The organism is Burkholderia sp. BCC0044 (genome assembly GCF_902832955.1).
Classification (GTDB): domain Bacteria; phylum Pseudomonadota; class Gammaproteobacteria; order Burkholderiales; family Burkholderiaceae; genus Burkholderia.
In genome coordinates, this window is sequence record NZ_CADFDO010000002.1 from 817,045 (window position 1) to 836,592 (window position 19,548).

Here is a 19,548-nt window from a genome sequence, read left to right on the forward strand (position 1 = left end):
ACGGGTCACTGCATGACCGTTTGACGCTCGCGAGCGGGCTCGGCCGCATGGCGTACCGGGCGTGCGTCGTGGCGCTTCCCGATGAACGGATGTTCGACGTAGCGGTACGTCAGCAGCGCGCAGAGGACGGCAACCAGCGCGCATGCCAAGGCGAGCGCCCAGATGCCTGAATCGCCGGCGGAATTGATCGGGATCACGAACTTGTTGAACGCATGGACGATCATGTACACGATCACCATGTGGATCATGTAGATGCTGAAACTGGCGGTGCCGAGCAGCGCGAGCGGCCGGGTCTTGAGCACACCGTAGAACGAGTTTCCGCTGGCGATGCAGAGGAACACCGGAAGCAGCGGCAGCGCGCCTTCGATCGAATAGCGTTCGGCCGGCGACGGAGACAGCGCGAGGATCAGCAGCGCGACGGCCGCCGCCGGTTTCGTGGCGAGCCGCGCGCGGATCGCGGGGTGCCGCGACACCTCGTAGGCCACCGCGCCGCACGCGAACAGCAGCGCCATGCCGCCCGGCGGCCCGAACAGCGCCGCGCAGGCCGTGACGATCGCGAGCGCGAGCAGCTTGCGCCATGCACGCGTGGCGACGAACCACGCGAGAAACGGAACGGCGACGTAGAACCGCCATTCGTATGCGAGGGTCCACCAGACGCCGCTCAGATACGGCGTTCGCTCCGCGCCGTTGATCGGGAACGCGCCGAACCAGCCGAGCGAAACGGTCTTGAGCAGATCTGCCAGCAACTGCGTCGGTGCGCCGACGGCGTTGTGGGGAAACCAGTAAAGCGTGCAGATGACGATGACGGCCGCGTAGAACAGATAGAGCGGCGCGAGGCGGCGCACGCGTCCGACGAAGAAGGTCCGCACGTCGAGCGTGCCGCGGCATGCGCGTTCCCAGAACAGCAGCCCGGTGACCATGAAGAACATCGCGACGGGAATTGTCCCGAGATTGCGCAGGAACTCGGAGTCGGCACCCCAGGTTCCGGTCGACAGCAACGCCTGGTTGCACGCGAAGTGATGGAAAACCACGGAGATGGCCAGCAGGCCGCGGAAACCGTCGAGATTGCGGTAACGCATCGACAGCGACTTGTCGACGGCCAACCGGTAGAACGGCACGTGTCGGGCGACGAGCCACGCGATGATCGCCACGGCCGCCACGCATGCCGGGAAGTAGAGTTTGTCGGGTGTCGGGGAGAACAGGGTTTCCAGAGAGGGCGTAACAAAGTCCACTGAAGAGCGTCTCGTGTCTTGGATCGGGATTTCAGGCACGGATGGTCGGATGGTCCGCGTCGATGCAAGGTCTTCTGCGCGCTTCGCACGGCGTTCGATCGCCGGTCTTGTGATCCGATGGTATCAAACGATCGCGATGGCCGCGGCCGGTTGTGCAACACGATGTTTCAGCATGAACCGATGCGACGCCTGTATTCGTCGCGCATGCCGTCCACGGCGGTCGTCTCGCAAATCCCGTTCCTCGCTGGCCGGACATGTGTCGTTATCGATGGCAGTCGATTGGCCATCCGGCCGGCTTCCCCATCTTCCCGCGCCGGCGTACCTTGAGCGACAGCAGTTCGATGCGTCGGGCCAGCGGCGGAAGATGGACGGACTCCTGCGTCCGCTGCCGCTGGTCCATGCCGACCCGTGGTCCATCCGGTTGTGAAGGTGATAGCAATGCTTGCAATTTATCTTCATGGCGCTATCATTGATAGCAAATCTGGATGGAGGTACTCATGGCAAATCTTCTGGTGCGTAACGTGGATGACACTATCGTTCAAAGCCTGCGCGAGCAGGCGGCGGCCAACGGCAGGAGCGCCGAGGCCGAACATCGAGCCATTCTGGCCGAAGCGCTCGGCCGGCCGAAGCGGCGGACATTTGCGCAAGTGCTGATGAGCATGCCGGAGGTGGGCGAAGACGCGGATTTCCAACGTGTTCAGGATTCAGGCGAGGTCAGGCGTGTTTTTGATTGATACGAACGTCATCAGCGAAATCAGGAAGGGCAAGCGAACCAACCGCGGCGTGCGGGCGTTCTTCAGGCAGGCCGAAGCCGACGCGAGCCCGCTTTATCTGTCCATCGTGACGGTGGCCGAGCTGCGGCGCGGTGTCGACCTGATCCGTCATCGCGGCGATCACCAGCAGGCGTCGGCGCTCGAGGCCTGGATGACGATGATCCTGTCCGGCTATGCGTCGAACATCCTGCCGGTCGATATCGAGGCCGGCCAGATGTGGGGGCATTTGCGCGTGCCCGATCCGACGCACGAACTCGACAAGCTGATCGCGGCCACCGCGCTGATCAACGATCTGACGGTCGTCACGCGCAACGTCGACGATTTCGCTCGCACCGGCGTCCGGTTGCTGAATCCGTTCGACTAGCGTCGCGGCGGCGGCCCGCGGTCGCGCGAGATCGGGAGGCGGGAGGCTGGCTAGCGCGCGACGCTTGGTTCCCGTGGCCGGCTCGACACGGCCGCTACAATCCGTGCTCGGTGCCGAAGGCCCCTTCCGGCGCGCGGTCCGCGCCGAAATCGCAGCGATTTACCGCCGGTCCTCCCGTCCCGACAGACGATGTAACCCCGTGACCGGTCGGCATCGTTGAGGGCCGCCCGAGAGTCCGCGCTTGTGCGCCGCGTCAAAATAACTTGACGAAGTGCGCGTTACCGCGTAGTGTCCGAGACCGAAGTCGTCAAGAAGTTCGATTGCTCATCATTGGCCGCACACCGTGCGGCAGTCGTTGGTCTCTCCCTCTTTGATTCTTTCTGTGCCCGTCACGGGCGCATGTTCATTTCATTTGTATTAAGGAAGTATTTGTGGATACCGGTACCGTCAAGTGGTTCAACGAAACCAAGGGCTTTGGTTTCATTTCCCCGGACAACGGCGGCGACGATCTGTTCGCCCATTTCTCGGAAATTCGCGGCACGGGCTTCAAGACCCTGGCCGAAGGCCAGAAGGTCAGCTTCGAAGTGAAGCGCGGCCCGAAGGGTCTGCAAGCGTCGAACATCACGCCGCAGTAAGCCGCATCGGCATCGGTCGCCGATCGGCGGCCGCTGCCGGATGGAGTATCGCGCGGGGCGCTGCTTGACGGCGGCCTGCGCGTTCCGATGCGCACGACCGATGCATCGCGACATTCACGATGCATCGGTCGTGACGCCTCCCTCATCGCATGCCTGAACCGCATGCGACGCAACGCCCTTGCGAAGTGCACGCCGTTTCGCGAGCGCATCACCGCTTGAACGCATCAACCCGAGCAGACCGCCGCCATGCCGTAGCTGGCGCGGTCCCGACTTGCGCGGCGCTGCTGGCGCCGCAGCCACCGACCGCCCGAACGTCGCAACGCGCCGGGCTCCGATCGCAAGACTGGCCCGTGGCCCGTCTGAACGAACCGATCCCGGCCGCCGGCCGGCCGCCGTCCCGTTTGCGGGAGCCGGCGCCGGGCAGTTGCCGCGGCCGCGGTCAATCACCTTGTCTGGAGGAATTGGTTTGGCAAAAGAAGAACTGCTGGAACTGGACGGAATCGTCGACGAAGTGCTGCCGGACAGCAAATACCGTGTCACGCTGGAAAACGGCGTCGTGGTCGGTGCGTACGCGTCGGGCCGCATGCGCAAGAACCACATCCGCATTCTCGCGGGCGATCGTGTGACGCTGGAACTGTCGGTGTACGACCTCACCAAGGGCCGCATCAACTTCCGGCACAAGGACGCGAATTCCCCGCGTCCGCCGCGAAGCGGGCAGCCGCGCCGCTAAGCGGCCACGACCGGTGCGCCGCGGCAGCGCGCACCGATCGACACCTGTCCGGCCTGATGGCCGGACGAACCGGATGGACGGCGCACAGCGTGCCGTTCGTCGGTCGCCGGCGGCGCCGTCGCGCCGCGGTGGCTTCTTCTGCTTGTCCCGCCTTTGCCGGTGCCGTGCGTGTTCCACGCTCAGGCAGCCGCGTCCCGCACGAAATCCTCGATCACCATCGCGAAATACGCCGGATATTCCTGCATCGGGTAATGCCCGCAATTCGGTATCGTCACGAGCCGCGCGTTCGGATGCCATGCGAGAAACGTCGCCTGCATCGCTGAAAACCGCCCTGGCCGACGACTGAACGCACGCGCTGCGACGCCGTTCGCCTGTGGCTTTACGCGTGGGCCGGCGCGGTCGTACACTCGTCGGCACTGTGCGGCCTGCGCGCGGCTTTCAATCCCTTCGGGGCGATCAGCGGGCCAACGGCCGTGCCGGCCGGACATTCGTCGCGCGACGCCAGGAGGCGCCATGAGTGCAGACGCAGGCCCCGCATCTTCTTCCGCTCCCGCCGCACCGTCGGTTCAGGATCGCATCCGGCACGTGTTCGTGCTGATGTTCGAGAACCGTTCCTTCGATCACCTGTTCGCGCTGTCGGGCATCGGCGGCATCACGGCCGCGTCGCCGGCCGACAGCAATGCATACGGCGGCACCGTCTATCCGTTCGGCGGCGGCGCGCCCGACCGGATGCCGACCGATCCGTGCCACGAATTCACCGACGTGCTCGAACAGCTCTGCGGCGCGGGCGTGCCGTTCGTGAAAGGGCAGCCGTATCCGCCGGTCGGCAATTCGGGGTTCGTGTCGAACTATGCGACGTCGCATTCCGAGGGCACGCCGCCGCAACCGGCCGATGCGGGCAAGATCATGCAGGGCGTCGATGCCGCGACGCAGGCGCCGTCGCTGTACGCGCTCGCGAACGCATTCGTGCTGTGCGACGCGTGGCATGCATCGGTGCCGGGGCCGACCTGGCCGAACCGGTTCTTCCTGCATGGCGCATCGTCGGCCGGGCTCGACCATTCGCCGACCAAGGAAGAAATGGCCGGATGGAATACGTTCGACGGCTTCCACTATCCGAAGGGTTCGATCTTCGGTGCGCTCGGCGACGACAACTGGCGCATCTACCAGGACCAGACGGGCGACCCGCTCGGCCACGTGCCGCAGGTTGCGTCGCTGAAGGGCATCAGCTTCTTCGACGTCGACGATCTCGCGCATTTCGAAGCCGATCTCGCGGACGGCTACACCGCGCGCTACACGTTCATCGAGCCGAGCTATGGCGACATCGTGCACGGCACCTACCGGAACGGCAGCTCGCAGCACCCGATGGACGGGCTGGCCGGCGGCGACCAGCTCGCCGCACGTGTGTACAACGCGATCCGCAACTCGCCGGTATGGAACAGCAGCCTGTTCGTGATCGTCTACGACGAGCACGGCGGCTTCTACGATTCGGTCAGGCCGGGCGCCGCGCCGCCGCCGAACGATGGCGCGCCCGCGACGCTGAACGCGAGCGGCTTCGGCTTCGACGTGTACGGCGTGCGCGTGCCGGCGATCGTGATTTCGCCGTGGGTCGCGGCCGGGCACGTCGATCACACGCCGTATGACCACGCGTCGGTGGCCGCGACGCTCGAGCGGCTGTTCGGCCTCGCGCCGCTGACCGACCGCGATCGTCTCGCCCACGACCTGCTCGGGCTCGTCACGACGACGTGCCGGATCGATTGTCCGCAAAGGATTGGAACATGAGTACCGCCCCGACGCCGGACCCGCGCGATGCGCTGCCCGTGCGCGACGGCACGAGCCTGATCGCCTATCTGCACATCCTGAGGAAAGCGCATGCGGCGCTGGTCGGCCAGGCCGAGGCTCACCAGCGCTTCAGCGAGATCGTCACGCGCGGGCAGGCGCGGCAGTACATCGAGGAACTGATGCCGGCGCTGCAGCAGAAGCGCGCCGAGCATCGGGCGCGCAAGCATGGCGGGAAGCATCGGTGACGGGCGGGTGGCGCTTTGAGCCTCCCGCGATTCATCCGGCGTCGCGCTTGATCGCGCGAAATCCTTCCGCCGTCGACACGAAGTCCGAAAACCCAAAGGCGGACAACGCATGCCGAAGGCGCCTGGAAAGCGGCGTGCCGTAAACGACCAGAATCGCATGGCCGTCGCGATGCATCGTGTCGCCATGATGGTCGTCCACCGCATCCAGTATTCCGGCGCACCAGCTTTCGCGGTCGTCGCCATGACGCACGAACAGGGTCACGCCGCCTTCGGCGGCGCGATCCGACTCCGCCCGACGCGTATTCCAGATCTGCCTGATCACGGGATCGTTCGCGTCGCTCGTCACGGCCCACGTATGCCGTGCGTGCGCGGCGATGTCGCGAATTCGCTCGCCGCTGTCGGGATCGACGATCAGTGCAATCGTGTTCCGTGTCGTCATGGTGGTCCGCGTTGCCGGTGCGAGCGCGATGGGCTTTTATGCGTACTGGTCAATCGGGTCGATACCGGGTCCATGCCGGGTCGATTGCGTCGCGCATCGCCATTGGCTTAAGATCGGTCGGGAGATCATCCCATGCCTTCAGCGCCAATGAAAAAGAGCATAAGCCTGCGGGTCGCCGTCATCACGTCGGCCGTTGCCGTGTACAGCATCTACATGCACGTCCAGCAGTTGGTCAGCGGCTGCATGTGGGTCAGGGGCCATCGGCGCTGCAGTTTCGAAAACAGTACGAATTTCCAGGGCCTGATGGATCTGGACCTGATGATCACCTGTTGCTGGGTCGCCGCGGCGGTGGTCGGGTGGATTTCCGTTGCGCAGGGCGCGAAGAAACCAGGTTAGCGGCGCAACGCACGTCCTCGTTAAATGCGTACGAAATACCACTCGGTCGGGCCGAATCCGTCAATCCGTGACAACGCGTATTCGCCGATCATTCGCTGATCGGCGGCGACGGCACACGCGGATCGTTCGAGCCGCAAATGAACGCGTGAGTCTGCGCCGGCGGACGCGATCATCGCGATCCCCGGCGAGATGAGCGGCAGCGCCCCTGCCGCGCGAGTGGAGGTTCCCGTGCAATTTCCGACAGGATCGGTGGTCGCGCTCAGCTCGGCCGCGGCGACGATGTTCTCGATGGGCATGCTGTTTCTCGGCTACTGGGGATGGCACGAAGCGCTGCCCTGGCGGTTCGGCGACTACGTCGTGATCGTGCCCGCGCTGGCCGGTTTCGCGTGCCTCGCCAGCGTGCCGTTTCTCGCGACGTCGCCGATGAAAACCCCCGACGACGAATCGCGGATGTTCGTCGCGCGGCGCGTGTTCCTGTGGGGTGTCGGCGCGGTGTGGTGTGCGATCGTCGCGTCGCTGTTCGTGTGAGAACGGGGTGACGGGACGGTTTCCGGAACAGCCCGGCGAACGCATCCCGAAACGTCTTACGTGAGGCCGGAAACCACGGTTTTCGCGCTGCCACGACTGCTTTGCTTTCCCTGATCGCGTGCACTAGATTCGAAGCGTTCGTCCTTTCAGCGCGCGAGGTGGAGCCATGACGCCGTGGGAGATTCAGGGAACCGAAATGATCAGTTGCAATTGCTCATACGGTTGCCCTTGTCAGTTCAATGCACTGCCGACCAACGGCAACTGCGAAGCGATGGGGGCGATTTCGATCGACAGCGGGCACTACGGTGACGTGGTGCTCGACGGCGTCCGGATCGCGGTGGTGTTCCAGTGGCCGGGCGCCGTTCACGAAGGCAAGGGCAAGTGCCAGCCGATCGTCGACGAGCGCGCGAGCCCGGCGCAGCGCGACGCCGTGCTGAAGATCATGACCGGTCAGGATACCGATCCGTTCGCGACGATGTTCTCGGTGTACGCGTCGACGCTCGAGCACGCGTTCGATCCGATCTTCACGACGATCGATTTCGACGTCGATGTCGATGCGCGGCGTGGACGGATTCACGTGGACGGTGTGTTCGACGCCGAGGGCGAACCCATCCATAACCCGGTGACGGGGGCCGAGCACCGTGTACGGATCGACCTGCCGCACGGCTTCGAATACGAGCTGGCCGAGATCGGTTCGGGCTCGGGGCGCTCGCAGGGCAACATCGCGCTGAATCTCGACGGAACCTATGCGCAATTCGCGCGGCTGCACCTGAACAACCACGGGCTGATCCGGCATCGCGCCGCGGCATGACTCCGTTCGACGCCTGGCTCGCGCGCGAGCGCGCCGTCATGCTGATCGGCATGGCCGCGCTCGTCGGCCTGTGCTGGTTCTACCTGTGGACGGGCGCGGGGACCGGCATGTCGGCGCGGGAGATGACGACCGTCGCGCTGTTTCCGCATCGGCTCGCGGACGGCATGGGCAGCATGGATCCGTCTCTGCCGACCGTGATCGCGATGTGGTGGGTGATGATGATCGCGATGATGACGCCCGGCGCGGCGCCGCTCGTGATGCTGTACCGGCGCGTGCTGCGGCGGCACGGCAGCGGGGCGGCGGGATCGGCGTTCACGTCGGCGGCGCTGCTGGCCGGCTATCTGACGACATGGCTCGCGTTCTCGATCGGCGCGGCGTTGCTTCAGGCGCTGCTGCAGCCGGCCGGGCTGATCTCCGCGATGATGCTGTGGTCGAAGAGCGCGCTCCTTTCCGCCGTCGTGCTGGCGCTGGCGGGGCTCTATCAATTCTCGCCGCTGAAACGCGCGTGTCTGCGGCAATGCCGCGCGCCGGCGGCGTTCCTGGTCGCGCACTGGCGTCCCGGTGTCGCCGGCAGTTTCCTGCTGGGCGCGCGGCACGGCGTGGTTTGCGTGGGCTGCTGCTGGTTGCTGATGGCGCTGCTGTTCGTCGGCGGCGTGATGAATGTCGTGTGGATCGTCGCGTTGTCGCTGTTCGTGTTCGTGGAGAAGGTCCTGCCCGGCGGCGAGCGTGTCGGCCGCGTGCTCGGTGTCGTGCTGATTGTCTGGGCCGGTGTGACGTTGATCGTGTGAGGCGTGTGATGCGCGGCACCGGCTGGCAGCAGAAACGCGCCGGACGCGACGGGAGACGCTCGATGAAGATCCGTTTTCACGTTGTCGCCGTGTCGTGCGCGATGGCGGTCGTTGCAATGCCGGCGCTCGCGGGCGGCGACATGTCGGGCATGAACTCGAGCGACGCGACCCTGTCGGCGCCGGATGCGAAGCTGACGGATGCCGAAGTCAAGGAAATCGACCCCGGGCGCAGGCTCGTGACGCTGAAGCACGGCGCGCTCGACAACGTCGGGATGCCGCCGATGACGATGGCATTCAAGGCCGGCGACGCGGCGATGATCCCGTCGCTGCACGTGGGCGACAAGGTCCGGGTTCGGGTGGAAAACGTCAACGGCACACTGACGATCGTGAAGCTGGTGAAGCGGCCGTGACGACGCGGCGGTGCGCGCGGATGGGCGCCGTCGGTTTTTCCCGGTTCGTGCTACGTAACGCAGGCCCGGTGTTACGTCAGCGTTATCGGAATGCCTGCACGGGTCGAGGCGGGCGGCACGATCCGTATTCGATGCGCGCTGCCGCGCAGTGCGGCCTGGATGGCCATCGCAAGGCGATTGTGAAACTGTGAAGGAGGCCGATGTAAATGGCACGGTAGATGCTTGTTGGAGTGATCGCGCTGAATAGCAAACGGGGGCTTCCATGCAAGATCACTTCATCAAGGCGAATGTCGCACTCGCCGCCATTGCCGCTGCGTGCGCGCTCGCGGCGTGCGGCGGCGGGGACGTTACGGCGCCGACGCCGGCGGGTAATACCATCGGGACGAGCACGAGTGGGACTAGCGGTACGAGCGGGACTAGTGGCACAAGTGGGAGCAGCGGAACGAGCGGCACTAGCGGAACCAGCGGAACCAGCGGAACCAGCGGAACCAGTGGCACAAGCGGAACCAGTGGCACAAGCGGGACAAGCGGGACAAGCGGGACAAGCGGGACAAGCGGGACAAGCGGGACAAGCGGGACAAGCGGGACTAGCGGCACGAGCGGCACGAGCGGCACGAGCGGCACGAGCGGCACAAGCGGCACAAGCGGCACAAGCGGCACAAGCGGCACAAGCGGCACAAGCGGAACCACCGGCACAGGCGGCACGAGCGGAACCAGCGGCACACCCGGCACCAACGGCATCATCAGTTCCGTCGGCACGGTCGTGCTGGCCGCGGGTTCGACGCTCGGCGACGTCACGCTGCCCGGCGTCGGCAAGACCCTGACGGCCGGCCCGGCCGACACGGTCACCGGTGCCGGCACGATCATCCGCGATACGACGAACGCGGTGAGCAACGGTATCGGCCAGATCGGCTTCACGCCGAACCCCGTCGGCAGGACGGTCACCGGCCTCGGCACCCTCGTCGGCTCGACCAGCAACCCGGTCACCGGCCTCAGCGAAACGGTGAAGGCGCTCGGCGCCGGCCCGCTGTCGCCGCTCGCGCCGATCACGACGCCCGTCGGCGGCCTGCTCGACACGGTGGCCGGCGGCCTGAAGTCGGGCGGCGCCATGCTCGGCTCGGCGCTGTCGTCGGGCCCGGTCCAGCAGGCGACGCAGGCGATCAGCACCGCGATCACGCCGCTCGTGACGACGGCGGGCCAACTCACGCAGCAGGTCGGCACCGCAACCGGCCTCGGGCAGCCGGTCGCGGGCCTGCTCGGGCAGGTCGGCGGGGCGATCACGTCGGCCGGATGGAAGGTGACGTCCACGTCGCCGCAGCCGATCGTCGGCGCTGTCGGCACTCTCGTTCGGGCGGTCGGCAATACGGTGACCAATGCGGGCGGCCTCGTGAACCCGAGCGGCCCGAACGGCGCGGTGCCGGTTGCCGGTCTGGTGACGAGCGTGGTCGGCGGCATCCCGGCGACCGTGCACTATGGCTCCGCCACCGGTACGAGCGGCGGCGGTTCGCCGCTGGGCGGCCTTGCCAATCCGCTCGCGCCGGTGACGTCGCTGGTGGGCGGCCTGCTCGGCGGCGCGCTCGGCAAATAGCCGGCCCGCACCGATCGTCATGCGGGAACCGGGCCGTGTGACCGGCGACGGCGGCCAACGGCCGTCGCCGGTCACGCCGGACGATCCTGCAACCGCGGCCGCTACCCGCGCGTGTCGCCGGGCTTCGATGCGGGCCGCGCGAGCCCGCGCGCCGGCAGCGGCGTCGACATCACGATCGACGTGCGCGTTTCGCCGTACAGGTTGATGCGTTCGATCAACTGTTCGAGATGGGCCATGCTGACGGCGACGAGCCGCATCACATACGAATCCGCGCCCGTCACGTGATGGCATTCGACGACTTCGGGAATCGTCTCCAGCAGCTTGAGGAACTTCGCTTTCGCCGGTTGCTGCACCGTGATGCCGATCAGCGCGCTCACCGGATAGCCGGCCGCGGACGGATTGATCCGGGCGGTGTAGCCATCGATCACGCCGGCTGCTTCGAGACGCTTCACGCGCTCCGTCACCGCCGGCACCGACAGGTGAACCTGGCGCGCGAGTTCCGTATAGCTGATGCGTCCGTTGTCCTGCAACAGCGCCAGCACCTTCCAGTCGAGATCGTCCATCGCGGTGGGAGTTTTTAAGGTGGAGCCGCTATTTTTCCTTAAAAACCGCATTCAGCGGGGAGCGGACTTTCCCTACGATGCCTGTTCGATCCATTGGATGTTGCAAGGAGCAGGCGATGTTGTTCATCAAATCCGTCGTGATGGGGCTGTCGATCGCGGTGCCGGTCGGCCCGATCGGCATGCTGTGCATTCAGCGCAGCCTGAGCCGCGGCTTCCGGGCGGGATTCGCGACGGGCATCGGCGCCGCGTGCGCCGATGCGATTTACGGCCTGCTCGGCGCACTGGGCGTCGCGGGCATCGTCACCGCGTTCCCGATGTTGACCGTCGGCCTGAAGATCGGCGGCGGCGCGTTTCTCGTGTGGCTCGCGTGGACCATCGCACGCCAGGCGCTGGCCGCACCGGCCGGGCAACGCGAGTTGCCGCGTACGACCGTCCTGCGCGATTTCCTGACGACGTTCGGGCTCACGCTGTCGAACCCGATGACGATCGTGTCGTTCGTCGGCATCTTCGCGGCGCTCGGCCCGCTGCCGGGGGCGCGGGAAGGCGCGATGTGGGCAACCGTCGCGTGGATGGTCGCCGGCGTGTTCGTCGGCTCGGCCACGTGGTGGCTGTGCCTGAGCAGCGCGACCGCCGCGCTGCGCGCGAAGCTGTCGTTCGCGTTCATGCACGGGCTGTCGCGCGTGTCGGCGGCCGTCGTCGCGGTGTTCGGCGCGATTCAGCTGGTCGCGGGCGTACGTGCGTTGATCTAGGCGCGCGGCGCGGCGCGGGTCGAGCGGATCGCGTCGACCGTCGTCCGGATATGGGCGAGCAGCTCGAGCATCACCGTTTTCCGGAAGTACTGGTTGATTCGCATACTGACGACGTCGTCGGCCGGCAACGCATCGATTGCATGCCGGACCGACAGCAGATCGTCGACGAGCCGTGTCAACGCATCGGGGGCCCACGTGTCGAGCGCAACGGCGATTTCATCCGGCCAGAGGCCGAATGCATCGATGCCGCAGCATCCTGCGACACAGTGGATTTCCAGCACGTCGATCAACGGCATGACGGCCGCCAGATGCGGGTCGATGTCGATCGCATGCGCGTGGCCGTCCGCCAGATCGCCGCATTCGATCCAGCGATCCGGCCCGATGCCGATGTCGTTCTTGTGTGCTTTTCCGCTCATCGCCGGCTCAATTCGACGCATGCAAATGCGCGTGCACGAAGCGCGTGATTTCCTGGCTCAGCTCGATATCCTCCGGCGCCCCCATGAACCCGCCGTGCGGCATCCCTTCGAATACGTGCAGTTCGGTCGGCACCTGCGCGCGTCGCAACGCGCGATGCAGGCGCACGGCGTTCGACAGGAACAGGTCGCGCGTGCCGCTCTGGATGAAGGTCGGCGGAAATCCGGCGGTGAAATCGCCGAACAGCGGCGACAGGTACGGATGCGCGAGATCGGCGCCGTTCGCGTAGAGCAGGTTGTTCGCCATCAGCGGCGCCGGCAACACGACATCGACGAGCCGGTTGGTCTCGAAACTGTCGCCGGATTCGGTCAGGTCGGCTTCCGGCGACAGCAGCACGAGCGCGGCCGGCAGCGGCAGGCCTTCGTCGCGGGCGCGCAGCACCATCGCGGCCGCGAGGTTGCCGCCGGCCGAGCGGCCGCCGATGACGACATTTTCCGGTGCGTAACGCTCGAGCACATAGGCATAGGTTGCGACGCAGTCGTCGAGCGCGGCCGGATACGGATGCTCGGGCGGCATCCGGTAGTCGACGCCGTAGCAGCGAATGCCGAGCCGGTCGGCCTGCATCTGCGCGCCGGCACGGCACGCGGCGCCGCCGCCGACGATCAGCGCACCGCCGTGCAGGTCGATGATCGCGCATGAGTCGGAAGCCGCCGCTTCGGGTGTCGCGACGTGCACGTCCGCAGCGCCGACGCGGATCGTCTCGACGCGCGAACGCAAATGGCCGGCGAGCTGCTCGACCGCGGCCGCGTAATACGCATCGGCGCTGGCCTTCACGCGCATCCACGCGTCGATATCGTCAAGGGCCGGCATCACGTGCAACGCGTTCAGCGGCACGCCGTCGTCGCCGGTCAGGCGTTGCAGCGCGGCGCGCGCTTCGTCGCTGATCGAGGTCGGGAAGGGAACGACACGGCTCGGCAGCACGACGCCGTCGGGTTTGTCTGTCATCGCTTGAATTCCGTTCGGTGCGTCATGCGGCCGAAGGCCAGTGGCGCAGCATCACGTCGAGCGCATCGAGGCTGCGCGACCACGACGCGTCGGCATCCGGCGCGCTGTGCGAGAAGCCGCCGGCGCTTTCGAGCGTCACGTAGCCCATGAAGAAGCCGCCGAGCAGGCGGATCGCATGCGTGTGCTCGGTATCCGGCAGGTCGTAGCTGCGCAGCACCGCCGACGTCATCCTGACGAGCTGCCCGCCCGCGCTCGCGGCGGCGCGCTCGGCGCTCACCGGATGGCGCGCGGCCGCGAAGCGGCCCGGATGCGCACGTGCGTAGTCGCGATAGACGTTCGCGAGCGCGGCCAGCGCGTCCCTGCCGGTGCGGCCGGCCAGCGCGTCGGCGGCGCGCGCGGCGAGCTCCTGCAGCGCGAACAGCGCGATGCGGCTCTTGAGATCGTCGAAGCTCGGGATATGGGAATACAGGCTCGCCAGCTTCACGTCGAAATGCCGCGCGAGCGCTGCGCCGGTGAGTTGCTCGAAGCCGGTTTCATCGGCGAGCTGCGCGCCGGCTTCGACGAGCTTGTCCAGGGTAAGGCCGGCACGCGCCATGACGAATGCTATGCGGGTTAGTCAAAAAACTAATTCTATTAGCTTTTGCCGTGATGTCAATTTCCCGCGCGTGCCGGTGGGCAGAGGCTGATGCTGATGCGTCGAGCCGTCAGAACGTATAGCTGACCTTGCCGAATGCGGTGCGCCCGAGCGTGTTGTAGCCGTACGCGGTCATGTACTGCCGGTCAAACAGGTTCGACAGCGACGCCGACACCGTCAGGTGCGAATTGATCCGGTACGACGCGCGCAGGCTCACCGTCAGGTACGACGCCAGATACTGCCGGTTGGCCGGATCGTCGAACGTCGAGCCGCCGTACAGCAGCGACGCGCCCGTGCTCAGCGCGTGCAGCTTCAGTTCGTCCCACGTGTGGTCGACGTTCAGGCTGACCGTCTGGCGCGGCCGGCGGCTCAGCCAGGTCTGGTTGGTCTCGTCCTGCGGATTCAGGATGCCGACCGCGACGCTCACCGGCGTCGAGCGGCCGATCGTCCCCTTGTACGACAGGTCGATGCCGCGAATGTGCGAGCGGCCGATGTTCATCGGCGAGAACGTCGCCGGGTTGTACGCGATCAGGTTGCTGACGCGGGTGTCGTAGATCGCCGCGGTGAACGTGCCGTACGCGGTGTTCGCGTCGAGCGCGCCCTCGACCGACGTGCTGCGTTCGGGGCTGAGGTTTGGGTTGCCGTAGCCGGGGTAGTACAGGTCGTTGAACGTCGGCAGGCGGAACGCATTGCCGTACGACATGCGCGCCGTGTAGACCGGCGTGAGCGCCCACGACAGCGCGGCGTTGCCGGTGTTCACCGCTTGCCCGGCGATGATCTCGTGACGGCCCGCGACGAACATCGTCACGCTGCCGAGCGTCGCCGACTGGTGCAGCGAGAACGCGGAATCGTTGCGCGTCGGCACGCCGCCGGGGATGTCGACCGGCAGGAACGCCTGCTCGCGCGTGAAGTCGTACGCGAGCTTCGATTCGCCCGACAGCGGCAGGCCGAACAGGTGAAACCCGTGCTCCTGATGGGTCAGCGACGTCGACGTGCTGATCCGCTGCGAATTGATCTGGTCGGTCGCGAGGGCCGGATTGTCCGCATAGATGAACTGGCGGTCGTTCGCATAGCCGAACGACTGGTCGAACTGCGTATCGGGCGTGATGTCGAGATGGAACGCAACGCCGGTCGTCAACTGGTGATCGAGTTCGCGATTGGCGTAGCCGCTGTTGTCGTAGGACAGATCGGAGCGGTGGTACAGCGCGAACGTCGAGATCGACCAGTTGTCGCGCGCATAGCCGAGCCGCGCGTCGAGATCCTGCGCGTGATACGGATTGCGGCCGTCTTCGTGGCCGTAGAAGAACGGCCGCGTCGCATCGATGCCGGCCGTGTTGTAGTCGTGCAGCCCGAGCGAGTAGGTGAGCCCGCCGAGCGCGGCCAGCGGCCCGGTCGACGGCACCGTGCCCGACGTGCGGAACTGCGTGTCGAAGGTCTTGTTCGAGCCGCCGCCGAACGACACGGTGGTCTGGTTCGGCTGGTTGGCGGCGCGGCGCGTGAAGAGTTGCACGACGCCGCCCATCGCGTTGTTGCCGAACGACGCGGCGGCCGGGCCGGAGATCACTTCGACGCGCTCGAACGCTTCGGTCGGCAGGTCGGCCCACGGCGCGATGCCGGTGGTCGGCGAGCCGATCCGGATTCCGTCGATGAACACGGCGACCTGGCTCGCCGACGAGCCGCGGATGCTGACCGACGCGGACGAGCCGGGCCCGCCGTTCTGCGCGACGGTCACGCCCGGCAGCGTCGCGAGCGCCTGCGTGATGCTCGGGTCGGCGGGCGACAGCCGGTCGAGATCCTCGCGCGTGAGCACCTGCGTCGACGCATAGCGCCGGTCGAACGATTCGGGCAGGTGCCGCGTGTCGGTCACGCTGATCGTCGGCAGGTCCGCGCCCGGCGCGGGCGCGGCGGGCTGCGCGAGCGCCGTGTCGCCGGCCGCATGGGCGAGCGGGGAAAGCAGCGCGGTGGCGGCGGACGTGGCGAGCAGGTGACGAATGTTCATGAGGCGGCGGGACAAAGCGTGGGGCGCGTACGCCGATCGTGAGTGCAGGGCGGACAGGGGGCGCATGCCGACGGCGTGTCGGTGCGATGCTTCCGAGCGGGAAGCGGATTCGGGAACGATGGACATCTGACGGATCCTGAGGTCGGGTCGTCCATGCAACAGGCGGCCGCCAACGGCGGTGCTTGCACATCGGGACACCCCGCCCGGTGCGGCTGCTGGACCTCGGGTCGATGGCAGGTCTCCTGGCTCGCGGGTCGTCGTCCGTGCGGGCCTTCCCGGTTTCCCAGTGGCATGCGGTGGCACGGATTCGCCGCTCACAGTTGCGGGGGCAGCCGCAGATTCGGGGCGTTGCCCCTGCTGCGTTCCCTTTTGATCCCATCCCTGGGAACCATCAGCGCGCAAGGGTAATGGCGTGCGCTCGCGCACGTCAATCGTCTGGTCGCGCGCGGATGCGAAAAAACGTCATTGCCCGGCGGCGGATTTCCGGATTCTCTCGCTTTCTGCGGCGTTACCGCGTTTATGTCTGATGAAACCGGCGGGTTCGAGCGTGTGTCTTCGCGCCGAGGGCGCTACCGGCCGATGCCGCAACCGGAGACGATCGACGCCGCGTTGCGGCGGCGCATTGACGATATCCTCGCCGCCCGCGCTCCGTCGCCGCCGTCGTTCCGACTGCCGCCGGCCGGCGCGTGTCGTTACATATGCGAGCCGCCGTGCGTGCGGCCGCCCGGGTCGCCGCCGCGGTCGGGCGGCGTATTGTTCTGATCGATCTTCGCGAGCACGAAGCCGGTGGGCGGCAGCGCGGCGGTCGAACGGTGCATCGCTTGCCCGGCTGCAGGGTGCGGCGAGGCGGCGGGAAAACCGGATGACGTCACGCCCGGTTGAGCGAACGCCGACAGGGAAGCGGCCGCCAGGGCGGCGGCGACGATCGCGTGCGTATTCATGGCGACTCCTTCACGACTGACTTCAGGACGACGTAATCAGTCTAGGGCGCCAAACTTAACGCGACGTGAAGGTCGGGCGGTGCGCGCATGACCGGATCGTCATGCGCGCCGCGACGGTCAGGCCGGTGCCGACACCAGCGCGCAGAAGTTCTCGAGATCGACGTTGCCGCCGCTGATCACCACGCCGACGCGCTTGCCCTGCAGCGCGTCCTTCATCCGCCGCACGGCGGCGAACGACAGGCAGCCGGTCGGCTCGACGACGATCTTCATGCGCGTGGCGAAGAAGCGCATGCAGTCGACGAGTTCCGCGTCCGTCGCGGTCAGGATGTCGTCGACGTCGCGGCGCAGGATCGGGAACGTGAGGTTGCCGAGGTGCTGCGTCTGCGCGCCGTCGGCGATCGTGCGCGGCGTGTCGATGTGCACGATCGTGCCGGACCGGAACGATTGCTGCGCGTCGTTGCCGGCCTCGGGCTCGACGCCGTACAGCTTCGCATGCGGCGACAGCGCGCGCGTGGCGAGCGCGGTGCCCGACAGCAGGCCGCCGCCGCCGAGCGGCGTGAACACCGCGTCGAGCGGGCCGACTTCGTCGAACAGTTCCTTGGCTGCGGTGCCCTGGCCGGCGATCACGTCCGGGTGATCGTAGGGCGGCACCAGCGTGAGCCCGTGCTTTTCCGCGAGCTCGCGCCCGATCTGCTCGCGATCCTCGGTGTAGCGGTCGTAGGTCACGACGTTGCCGCCGTAGCCGCGCGTCGCGGCCATCTTCGCGGCCGGCGCGTCCTGCGGCATCACGATCGTCGCGGGAATGCCGAGGATGCGCGCCGACAGCGCGATCGCCTGCGCATGGTTGCCCGACGAGAACGCGACGACGCCGTGGCGCCGCTGTTCCGCGTTGAAGCGCGACAGCGCGTTGAACGCGCCGCGGAACTTGAAGGCGCCCATGCGCTGCAGGTTCTCGCACTTGAAGAACACCTGCGCGCCGAGCGCGTCGTCGATCGTGCGCGACGTCATCACCGGCGTGCGGTGCGCGTGGCCTTCGAGCCGGGCGGCGGCGGCGACGACGTCGTCGTACGTGGGGAGAGTCGGAGAATTCATGGGTGCTCGAGAGTCGAAAAGATCAGTCAACGGGAAACTCAAAACGGCAAATCCGGATGCGTCGCGTCACTTCGCATCGTTGTAGACGGTCGCGCGCGACACGCCGAGATGCTGCGACACGATTTCCATCGCGCGGCGCACCTCGAGGAAGCCGTCGGCCTTCAGCGTCTGCATCAGCTCGCGGCGCTGGTCGGTCTTCAGCTCGCGCGGCGTCGTCGCGAGGCGCGTCGCGAAGGCGTCGATGCGCTGCCGGATCGCGTCCGCGCCGGCCGGGTCGAGCGTTTCGACGACGGTCTCGCCATCCGTGCGGCAGAACTGGTTGAGCATGCCCTGGAAGCCGCGGAACAGCGTGACGTCGGCATTCAGGCACAGCGCGGCCACGTAGTGCCCGGTCGAATCCTTGATGCCGATCGACGTGCTTTTCGCGGTGCGGCCATCGGCGAAGCGGTTCGGGTAGTTCGCGAGTATCTGCGGGAAATCGTCGTCGGCGATGCGGGCGAGGCCGAGTTCGGTCGCGGGATCGCCGACCGTGCGTCCGGACAGGTTGTTGTGGATCGCGAGGATCGCGTGCTCCGGCGTGCGCAGGTCGTGCACGACGACCTCGGTGAACGGCGCGAACATCTCGCCGAGCCCTTCGGCGATGCGCTGCACCTGCTCGATCAGCGATGCCTGCTCAGACAGCAGCGGTTTGCGATTTGTACTCATGCGTGGTCCTGGGGGGCGTGTGTGTCCGTCGTTTCCGGCCGCGTGATATCGGCCAGCAGCGGGCGCGCGATCCGGACGTAGTCGGCCGCGTCGAGCACGACCGAGCGGTCGAGGCGGCCCGCGCTGAATGCGATCTCGGCGTTGCGCTCGACCAGTGCGGGATCGACGACGAGCGTCACGTTCGAATCGAACGCGAACGGCGGCACGGCGCCCATCACGCAGCGCGTGACGGCGGCCGCGACGTCGGGCGACGCGAGCGTCGCCTTGCGCCGGCCGACCGCATCGGCGACCTTGCGGAAATCGATCTTCAGGTGGCCGGGAATCACCGCGAGCGCGGTGGTGTCGCCGCCGTCCTTGAACGTGCAGAGCATCGCCTTCGCGCCCTGTTCGGGGCGGGTGCCGCGCAGCGCGGCGATCGCGTCGGATTTGCCTTCCGCCGGATGCTCGAGCACGCGGAAACGCGCACCGGATGTATTCAGCAGTTCGCAAAGCGTGTCGAAAACGGGAAAGTCGTTCATGTCGCTCCGGGAGGGCAGGCCAACGCGTCGATATACGCAGATCAAAGAATCGTCCAAGTATAGATGTTCTGTCATGGTCGTGACAAAGGGCCGGCCAGCGTCAGTGCCCGCGCGGCTCGACGCGGGACCGTTCTTCAACAGCCGAAAGGGTATTTCATATTGCGGAATCCGCGCCGGATTCCCGCCGCCGCGTTTTACCGCCGCTTGAAA

General features: G+C 66.8%; 26 protein-coding genes and 1 riboswitch. Of the genes, 13 read left to right on the forward strand and 13 right to left on the reverse strand.

The annotated features are described in order from the left end of the window. Positions 1-5 precede the first annotated feature (5 nt). Positions 6-1,232 carry an acyltransferase gene (locus HWX14_RS12215; RefSeq protein WP_175882949.1) on the reverse strand — a complete coding sequence of 409 codons (1,227 nt, stop codon included), beginning with the start codon at positions 1,230-1,232 and terminating at the stop codon, positions 6-8. Between the two features lie 497 nt (positions 1,233-1,729). Between HWX14_RS12215 and HWX14_RS12220 the strand changes: the two genes are divergently transcribed. The 4 genes from HWX14_RS12220 (at position 1,730) to infA (ending at position 3,734) form a co-directional block, all read left to right on the forward strand. After that, the gene (locus HWX14_RS12220; protein ID WP_069618041.1) at positions 1,730-1,966 is read left to right on the forward strand and encodes a DNA-binding protein; all 237 of its coding nucleotides are present in this window, start codon (positions 1,730-1,732) and stop codon (positions 1,964-1,966) included. Beyond that, positions 1,953-2,369: a type II toxin-antitoxin system VapC family toxin gene (locus HWX14_RS12225; RefSeq protein WP_175882950.1), complete on the forward strand. Its 417-nt coding sequence runs from the start codon at positions 1,953-1,955 to the stop codon at positions 2,367-2,369. The genes HWX14_RS12220 and HWX14_RS12225 overlap by 14 nt, the downstream gene beginning before the upstream one ends. A 431-nt stretch (positions 2,370-2,800) precedes the next feature. Then, positions 2,801-3,004 carry a cold-shock protein gene (locus HWX14_RS12230; RefSeq protein ID WP_006483056.1) on the forward strand — a complete coding sequence of 68 codons (204 nt, stop codon included), beginning with the start codon at positions 2,801-2,803 and terminating at the stop codon, positions 3,002-3,004. A gap of 466 nt (positions 3,005-3,470) precedes the next feature. Next, the gene (infA, locus tag HWX14_RS12235; protein WP_006483034.1) at positions 3,471-3,734 is read left to right on the forward strand and encodes a translation initiation factor IF-1; all 264 of its coding nucleotides are present in this window, start codon (positions 3,471-3,473) and stop codon (positions 3,732-3,734) included. Positions 3,735-3,913: 179 nt separating this feature from the next. Here infA and HWX14_RS12240 read toward each other — a convergent pair whose 3' ends face one another. After that, the gene (locus HWX14_RS12240) at positions 3,914-4,051 is read right to left on the reverse strand and encodes an alpha/beta hydrolase (RefSeq protein ID WP_175882951.1); all 138 of its coding nucleotides are present in this window, start codon (positions 4,049-4,051) and stop codon (positions 3,914-3,916) included. Positions 4,052-4,247: 196 nt separating this feature from the next. On the opposite strand from HWX14_RS12240, the gene HWX14_RS12245 reads away from it, so the two are divergent. Next, the gene (locus HWX14_RS12245; protein ID WP_175882952.1) at positions 4,248-5,513 is read left to right on the forward strand and encodes an alkaline phosphatase family protein; all 1,266 of its coding nucleotides are present in this window, start codon (positions 4,248-4,250) and stop codon (positions 5,511-5,513) included. Further along, positions 5,510-5,758, forward strand: coding sequence for a hypothetical protein (locus tag HWX14_RS12250; RefSeq protein ID WP_175882953.1), 249 nt, complete (start codon positions 5,510-5,512; stop codon positions 5,756-5,758). The genes HWX14_RS12245 and HWX14_RS12250 overlap by 4 nt, the downstream gene beginning before the upstream one ends. A gap of 31 nt (positions 5,759-5,789) precedes the next feature. On the opposite strand, the gene HWX14_RS12255 is transcribed toward HWX14_RS12250, so the two are convergent. Continuing rightward, a complete protein-coding gene (locus HWX14_RS12255) occupies positions 5,790-6,080 on the reverse strand; it encodes a hypothetical protein (protein ID WP_175882954.1) in 291 nt (96 codons plus the stop codon). A gap of 264 nt (positions 6,081-6,344) precedes the next feature. Here HWX14_RS12255 and HWX14_RS12260 point away from each other — a divergent pair, with 264 nt between their 5' ends. After that, a complete protein-coding gene (locus HWX14_RS12260) occupies positions 6,345-6,593 on the forward strand; it encodes a hypothetical protein (RefSeq protein WP_175883569.1) in 249 nt (82 codons plus the stop codon). 20 nt (positions 6,594-6,613) lie between these two features. Here HWX14_RS12260 and HWX14_RS12265 read toward each other — a convergent pair whose 3' ends face one another. Further along, on the reverse strand, positions 6,614-6,889 hold the full coding sequence (locus HWX14_RS12265; RefSeq protein WP_175882368.1) for a hypothetical protein: 276 nt from the start codon (positions 6,887-6,889) through the stop codon (positions 6,614-6,616). On the opposite strand from HWX14_RS12265, the gene HWX14_RS12270 reads away from it, so the two are divergent. From HWX14_RS12270 to HWX14_RS12290, 5 genes are all read left to right on the forward strand, one after another. Next, positions 6,822-7,121 (forward strand): hypothetical protein, encoded by a 300-nt coding sequence (locus tag HWX14_RS12270; protein ID WP_175882955.1) that lies wholly within the window; start codon positions 6,822-6,824, stop codon positions 7,119-7,121. The genes HWX14_RS12265 and HWX14_RS12270 overlap by 68 nt on opposite strands. Before the next feature lie 166 nt (positions 7,122-7,287). Beyond that, positions 7,288-7,932: a DUF1326 domain-containing protein gene (locus tag HWX14_RS12275; protein ID WP_175882956.1), complete on the forward strand. Its 645-nt coding sequence runs from the start codon at positions 7,288-7,290 to the stop codon at positions 7,930-7,932. Further along, positions 7,929-8,720, forward strand: coding sequence for a DUF2182 domain-containing protein (locus tag HWX14_RS12280; RefSeq protein ID WP_175882957.1), 792 nt, complete (start codon positions 7,929-7,931; stop codon positions 8,718-8,720). Before HWX14_RS12275 ends, HWX14_RS12280 begins: the two co-directional genes overlap by 4 nt. A gap of 62 nt (positions 8,721-8,782) precedes the next feature. Further along, entirely contained in the window at positions 8,783-9,130 is a 348-nt protein-coding gene (locus HWX14_RS12285) for a copper-binding protein (RefSeq protein ID WP_175882958.1), read from the forward strand. 262 nt (positions 9,131-9,392) lie between these two features. Beyond that, the gene (locus tag HWX14_RS12290; RefSeq protein WP_175882959.1) at positions 9,393-10,718 is read left to right on the forward strand and encodes a collagen-like triple helix repeat-containing protein; all 1,326 of its coding nucleotides are present in this window, start codon (positions 9,393-9,395) and stop codon (positions 10,716-10,718) included. Positions 10,719-10,819: 101 nt separating this feature from the next. Here HWX14_RS12290 and HWX14_RS12295 read toward each other — a convergent pair whose 3' ends face one another. Then, on the reverse strand, positions 10,820-11,281 hold the full coding sequence (locus tag HWX14_RS12295; protein ID WP_175882960.1) for an Lrp/AsnC family transcriptional regulator: 462 nt from the start codon (positions 11,279-11,281) through the stop codon (positions 10,820-10,822). A gap of 116 nt (positions 11,282-11,397) precedes the next feature. Between HWX14_RS12295 and HWX14_RS12300 the strand changes: the two genes are divergently transcribed. Beyond that, a complete protein-coding gene (locus HWX14_RS12300; RefSeq protein WP_175882961.1) occupies positions 11,398-12,030 on the forward strand; it encodes a LysE family transporter in 633 nt (210 codons plus the stop codon). On the opposite strand, the gene HWX14_RS12305 is transcribed toward HWX14_RS12300, so the two are convergent. The 8 genes from HWX14_RS12305 to HWX14_RS12340 form a co-directional block, all read right to left on the reverse strand. Further along, a complete protein-coding gene (locus tag HWX14_RS12305; protein WP_175882962.1) occupies positions 12,027-12,446 on the reverse strand; it encodes a DUF6331 family protein in 420 nt (139 codons plus the stop codon). The genes HWX14_RS12300 and HWX14_RS12305 overlap by 4 nt on opposite strands. A 7-nt stretch (positions 12,447-12,453) precedes the next feature. Further along, complete coding sequence (locus tag HWX14_RS12310; protein ID WP_175882963.1) at positions 12,454-13,449, reverse strand: alpha/beta hydrolase; 996 nt, start codon at positions 13,447-13,449, stop codon at positions 12,454-12,456. A gap of 22 nt (positions 13,450-13,471) precedes the next feature. Beyond that, on the reverse strand, positions 13,472-14,044 hold the full coding sequence (locus HWX14_RS12315; protein ID WP_175882964.1) for a TetR-like C-terminal domain-containing protein: 573 nt from the start codon (positions 14,042-14,044) through the stop codon (positions 13,472-13,474). Positions 14,045-14,153: 109 nt separating this feature from the next. After that, positions 14,154-16,082: a TonB-dependent receptor gene (locus tag HWX14_RS12320; RefSeq protein WP_175882965.1), complete on the reverse strand. Its 1,929-nt coding sequence runs from the start codon at positions 16,080-16,082 to the stop codon at positions 14,154-14,156. A gap of 214 nt (positions 16,083-16,296) precedes the next feature. After that, positions 16,297-16,490: riboswitch (cobalamin riboswitch) on the reverse strand. A 284-nt stretch (positions 16,491-16,774) separates the two neighbouring features. After that, entirely contained in the window at positions 16,775-17,023 is a 249-nt protein-coding gene (locus HWX14_RS12325) for a hypothetical protein (RefSeq protein WP_175882966.1), read from the reverse strand. 117 nt (positions 17,024-17,140) lie between these two features. Then, positions 17,141-18,115, reverse strand: coding sequence for a threo-3-hydroxy-L-aspartate ammonia-lyase (locus HWX14_RS12330; protein WP_175882967.1), 975 nt, complete (start codon positions 18,113-18,115; stop codon positions 17,141-17,143). A 66-nt stretch (positions 18,116-18,181) separates the two neighbouring features. Continuing rightward, positions 18,182-18,820 (reverse strand): helix-turn-helix transcriptional regulator, encoded by a 639-nt coding sequence (locus tag HWX14_RS12335; protein WP_175882968.1) that lies wholly within the window; start codon positions 18,818-18,820, stop codon positions 18,182-18,184. Next, positions 18,817-19,338 carry a YbaK/prolyl-tRNA synthetase associated domain-containing protein gene (locus HWX14_RS12340; protein WP_175882969.1) on the reverse strand — a complete coding sequence of 174 codons (522 nt, stop codon included), beginning with the start codon at positions 19,336-19,338 and terminating at the stop codon, positions 18,817-18,819. The genes HWX14_RS12335 and HWX14_RS12340 overlap by 4 nt, the downstream gene beginning before the upstream one ends. Positions 19,339-19,548 lie beyond the last annotated feature (210 nt).

Coding starts and splice junctions, on each gene's coding strand:
- HWX14_RS12220 (WP_069618041.1), top strand. CDS start 1,730: ATGGCAAATCTTCTGGTGCGTAACGTGGATGACACTATCGTTCAAAGC.
- HWX14_RS12240 (WP_175882951.1), bottom strand. CDS start 4,051: ATGCAGGCGACGTTTCTCGCATGGCATCCGAACGCGCGGCTCGTGACG.
- HWX14_RS12245 (WP_175882952.1), top strand. CDS start 4,248: ATGAGTGCAGACGCAGGCCCCGCATCTTCTTCCGCTCCCGCCGCACCG.
- HWX14_RS12250 (WP_175882953.1), top strand. CDS start 5,510: ATGAGTACCGCCCCGACGCCGGACCCGCGCGATGCGCTGCCCGTGCGC.
- HWX14_RS12260 (WP_175883569.1), top strand. CDS start 6,345: ATGAAAAAGAGCATAAGCCTGCGGGTCGCCGTCATCACGTCGGCCGTT.
- HWX14_RS12265 (WP_175882368.1), bottom strand. CDS start 6,889: ATGCCCATCGAGAACATCGTCGCCGCGGCCGAGCTGAGCGCGACCACC.
- HWX14_RS12275 (WP_175882956.1), top strand. CDS start 7,288: ATGACGCCGTGGGAGATTCAGGGAACCGAAATGATCAGTTGCAATTGC.
- HWX14_RS12280 (WP_175882957.1), top strand. CDS start 7,929: ATGACTCCGTTCGACGCCTGGCTCGCGCGCGAGCGCGCCGTCATGCTG.
- HWX14_RS12285 (WP_175882958.1), top strand. CDS start 8,783: ATGAAGATCCGTTTTCACGTTGTCGCCGTGTCGTGCGCGATGGCGGTC.
- HWX14_RS12290 (WP_175882959.1), top strand. CDS start 9,393: ATGCAAGATCACTTCATCAAGGCGAATGTCGCACTCGCCGCCATTGCC.
- HWX14_RS12295 (WP_175882960.1), bottom strand. CDS start 11,281: ATGGACGATCTCGACTGGAAGGTGCTGGCGCTGTTGCAGGACAACGGA.
- HWX14_RS12300 (WP_175882961.1), top strand. CDS start 11,398: ATGTTGTTCATCAAATCCGTCGTGATGGGGCTGTCGATCGCGGTGCCG.
- HWX14_RS12305 (WP_175882962.1), bottom strand. CDS start 12,446: ATGAGCGGAAAAGCACACAAGAACGACATCGGCATCGGGCCGGATCGC.
- HWX14_RS12310 (WP_175882963.1), bottom strand. CDS start 13,449: ATGACAGACAAACCCGACGGCGTCGTGCTGCCGAGCCGTGTCGTTCCC.
- HWX14_RS12315 (WP_175882964.1), bottom strand. CDS start 14,044: ATGGCGCGTGCCGGCCTTACCCTGGACAAGCTCGTCGAAGCCGGCGCG.
- HWX14_RS12320 (WP_175882965.1), bottom strand. CDS start 16,082: ATGAACATTCGTCACCTGCTCGCCACGTCCGCCGCCACCGCGCTGCTT.
- HWX14_RS12325 (WP_175882966.1), bottom strand. CDS start 17,023: ATGAATACGCACGCGATCGTCGCCGCCGCCCTGGCGGCCGCTTCCCTG.
- HWX14_RS12330 (WP_175882967.1), bottom strand. CDS start 18,115: ATGAATTCTCCGACTCTCCCCACGTACGACGACGTCGTCGCCGCCGCC.
- HWX14_RS12335 (WP_175882968.1), bottom strand. CDS start 18,820: ATGAGTACAAATCGCAAACCGCTGCTGTCTGAGCAGGCATCGCTGATC.
- HWX14_RS12340 (WP_175882969.1), bottom strand. CDS start 19,338: ATGAACGACTTTCCCGTTTTCGACACGCTTTGCGAACTGCTGAATACA.